This is a genomic window from Planctomycetia bacterium (genome assembly GCA_034440135.1).
Lineage (GTDB): Bacteria > Planctomycetota > Planctomycetia > Pirellulales > JALHLM01 > JALHLM01.
In genome coordinates, this window is record JAWXBP010000364.1 from 1 (window position 1) to 3,051 (window position 3,051).

Consider the following 3,051-nt stretch of genomic DNA (forward strand, 5'->3'; position numbering starts at 1 on the left):
AAGTACGCCATCGCGGCGGTCCTAGTCGCGGCGCTCGCCTGGCAATGCCGCTCGCTCGCCCCGTGGCTCGAACTCCATGGCAACAACACGCAATCCTACGGCGTCGCCTACGTCTTCGCGCTGGCATTGCTGGCGATGCACCCGTATGACCGTCGCCTCGCCGAAATCCGCGTGCTCAAACCGCTGGCCTTCTTCGGCCTCATGTGTTACAGCCTGTATTTGATCCATTGGCCGGTCGTGAAGTTCATCGCTCACGCCATGCAGCATTTCGGTTTCGACAGCACGCCGGTCACGCTGCTGGTGACGCTTCCCATCTGCTTCGTTGCCTCCGTCGCGTTGACCTGGCCGTTCCATGTCTTCGTGGAACGCCGCTTCCTCTCGAGCCCTAAACCGGTCGCGCCAAAACCAAGGGCGCTGCCAGAGCTCGCCTAGTTCCCTTCGCTCACCGGTCGAAACAAGTCGGCTTCGAAGTCGAAAACCACAACGACTGCGCCGGCACGGAATCCTCCGCCGCCACGCGATCCAGCGCCGACGCTGCTCCCAGGCATTGCCGGCCCAGCGCCCCCAACACGCCGCTCATCTGTCCTGCCACCGTACGCACCGCGATTTCGGCGCCAGCGCGCGTGCCCGCACTGGCAGTTGCTGCCGGCCGGGCGTTGAGTTGGGATCGCTCCATCACTTTGCCCGCTGCAACCCATAGGTCGTCCCAAGAAACCGGGGCGAACGCCCGCACGGAGACCAGGTCCGCGACAGCGCCTAACGCATTTGCAACGGAGGCTGGCGCATGCTGCGCGGTCTGCTCGTCCGCCCAATCGGTCGGCCCGCAGGCGACGCCCGCTTGCCAGTCGTACGGCAAGGTCAGCGCGGCCGCATGATCCGCCGCCAACACGTCGTCCGCAGGCAGGTCCGGTTGCGGATCGCATGTCGCCAGGTCGTCGCCGCCCGCGTCCCTCGCGCCATCGCGATAGTCGCGAAAATCGCAGTGCCACGCCACATTTCCCGCCGACATCAGCGCCGAACAAGGCCCTTCGCCCGACCAGGGCATCAGCGCGAGCGCCGATGGGGGCGCCCATCCGAGCGCCGCGGCCAGGCAGGCGAGCGCCGCGCGGCGGAACAGTCGTGGTCGTAAACAGACCATCATCGAACTTCCTCCCCGAGGATCGTATAGAGGGATTCAGTCAGCCGTCGCCGCGAGGAACCCGCTCGCGGTCGCAAATTGAGTGAACGCTATCGGTATCGGAACCCGTTGATGAATCCCATGAAGAGACCCTAGCGAATGCGTGCTACGGGTAATCTTGCGCGGTTCAACGGACAGCGAAAGCCTCGCGGTCTTGCGGAAGATTGCGGCAGGAATGATCTCGTCCAACAATACGGTCGTGCGGTATTTTAGGAAGAGTGCGAGGGGAGTTTGAAGTTCGGATTCCTAAGTTTGAAGTTTGAAGTGTTCAGTTTTCAGCGAGGACCAGAATCCAAAGCACTGAAAACTAAACACGCACGTTGTGGCACGGTCTCCCGACCGTGCCACCTCTTAGACCGAAGGTCTCCCTTTCCACTCGCAACCGCGCATTCAGCGGCACGGCCATGAGACCTTGCCACAACGACTTTCTCACTGAAAACTGAAAATTTCAAACTAGATAAGCAGCCGCTCATCGCCCCACGGTGTACCCATGACGCGCAACACTATCTTCGTCTGCCTCATCTCCGCCGCGCTCGGCGCGGGCGTCTCGATCTTCTATCTCGAAGTGCCGCGCACGCGCCTGGCGATGGCCCAACAAACCGAGCCGCGATTGAGATTGCCGACCGCGCCCGAGGCCCAGGTCACCGACGAGCGCGTGCCGCTCGACGAATTGTCGCCGGACGAGCGCGTGAATGTTTCCGTTTACGAAAACGTCAACCGCAGCGTCGTCAATATCAGCACCGTCGCCACGCGACCGAGCGCATTCATGTTGCTCGAATACGAATCGGAAGGCGCCGGCTCCGGTTCCGTCCTCGATAAGCAAGGTCACATCCTGACCAACTTCCACGTCGTCGAAGGCGCTCGCGACATTCAGGTCACGCTCTACGACGGCAAATCGTACGAAGCCACGCCCGTCGGCGGCGACGCCAACAGCGACGTCGCGGTGATCAAAATCGACGCCCCGCCTGAAAGCCTGTTCCCCGTCAAATTCGCCGATTCCAGCCGGCTGCGCGTCGGACAACGCGTGTTCGCCCTGGGCAATCCTTTCGGATTGGACCGAACGCTCACGATCGGCATCATTTCCAGCTTGGACCGCACCTTGCCGACGCGGAACAATCGCACGGTCAAGTCCGTGATCCAGACCGACGCCGCGATCAACCCCGGCAACTCCGGCGGCCCGCTCCTCGACAGTAAAAGCCGCATCATCGGCATGAACACGGCCATCGCCAGCAAGACCGGCCAAAGCTCCGGCGTCGGTTTCGCCATTCCCGCAAATATGATCAGCCGCGTCGTGCGACAACTGATCGACGACGGCCGCGTCATCCGGCCCGAAACCGGCATCGCACTGGTCTCGCGAACCGAGCGAGGATTGCGGATCGCCGCCCTAGCCCCAGACGGACCAGCGGAACGCGCTGGCCTGCGCGGACCAAAGCTCATCCGCGAGCGCAAACGCCAGGGCCCATTCGTCTACGAATACCAAACCGTCGACCGCAGCGCCGCCGATCTCATCGTCGCCGTCGACGACCAGTCGATTTCCACCGCCGACGACCTACTCACCATCGTCGAAAGCAAACGCCCCGGAGAACGCGTCAAAATCACAGTCCTCCGCGAAGGCAGCAAAGTCGACGTACCGCTCGTGCTCGGAGAGAGCGAGTAGGAAAGAGAGTTTGAAGTGTTCAGTTTTCAGTGTTTCCTATTTGCGATTGCCCGGCTCAACGAATCCGTCCCAATGAAAACGCGCGTTGTGGCACAGTCCATGGTTGTGGCACGGTCGAGAGACCATTGGTATCTACTTCCACTGTCTCTTGTGATTGACCTGGCGTAACTCTTTTTGTACACCACTCTTCCGTTGGCCATGACGGCTGGGGAAGGAG

The 3,051-nt window shown here is 61.7% G+C and carries 3 protein-coding genes; 2 read left to right on the forward strand and 1 reads right to left on the reverse strand.

The features are described 5' to 3' along the window. A partial coding sequence (locus SGJ19_21845) for an acyltransferase family protein (protein ID MDZ4782901.1) occupies positions 1-432 on the forward strand: 432 nt, incomplete at its 5' end. Positions 433-442: 10 nt separating this feature from the next. Here the strand turns inward: SGJ19_21845 and SGJ19_21850 are convergent. Further along, complete coding sequence (locus SGJ19_21850; GenBank protein ID MDZ4782902.1) at positions 443-1,141, reverse strand: hypothetical protein; 699 nt, start codon at positions 1,139-1,141, stop codon at positions 443-445. Positions 1,142-1,667: 526 nt separating this feature from the next. Between SGJ19_21850 and SGJ19_21855 the strand changes: the two genes are divergently transcribed. Continuing rightward, positions 1,668-2,834 (forward strand): trypsin-like peptidase domain-containing protein, encoded by a 1,167-nt coding sequence (locus SGJ19_21855; protein ID MDZ4782903.1) that lies wholly within the window; start codon positions 1,668-1,670, stop codon positions 2,832-2,834. The last annotated feature ends 217 nt before the right edge of the window (positions 2,835-3,051 follow it).